This is a genomic window from Flavobacterium difficile, from assembly GCF_011392115.1.
Lineage (GTDB): Bacteria > Bacteroidota > Bacteroidia > Flavobacteriales > Flavobacteriaceae > Flavobacterium > Flavobacterium difficile.
On sequence record NZ_JAAJBT010000029.1, the window covers coordinates 1 to 255 of the forward strand.

The following is a 255-nucleotide window of genomic DNA, read 5'->3' on the forward strand; positions in this document are numbered from 1 at the left end:
ACAAGACAACACAGTTGGTTTTGGAGATGTAAACGCTAACCCAACAGCAGACTTTGATGGAGATGGACTACCAAATTATTTAGACTTAGATTCAGATAATGATGGATTGTCAGATGTTGTTGAAACAGGCAACGGAGCATTAGATGCCAACAACGATGGAGAAATAGACGGTGCTGATACAGATGGCGATGGTATTTCAAATGCAGTGGATGCTACAAATGGCTTTGGAGATGTTGATGCAGCAGATACACCAGT

1 pseudogene is annotated in these 255 nt (G+C 41.6%); it reads left to right on the top strand.

The features are described 5' to 3' along the window. Positions 1-255 (top strand): annotated as a pseudogene (locus tag G4D72_RS13310) (hypothetical protein); the annotation flags it as partial.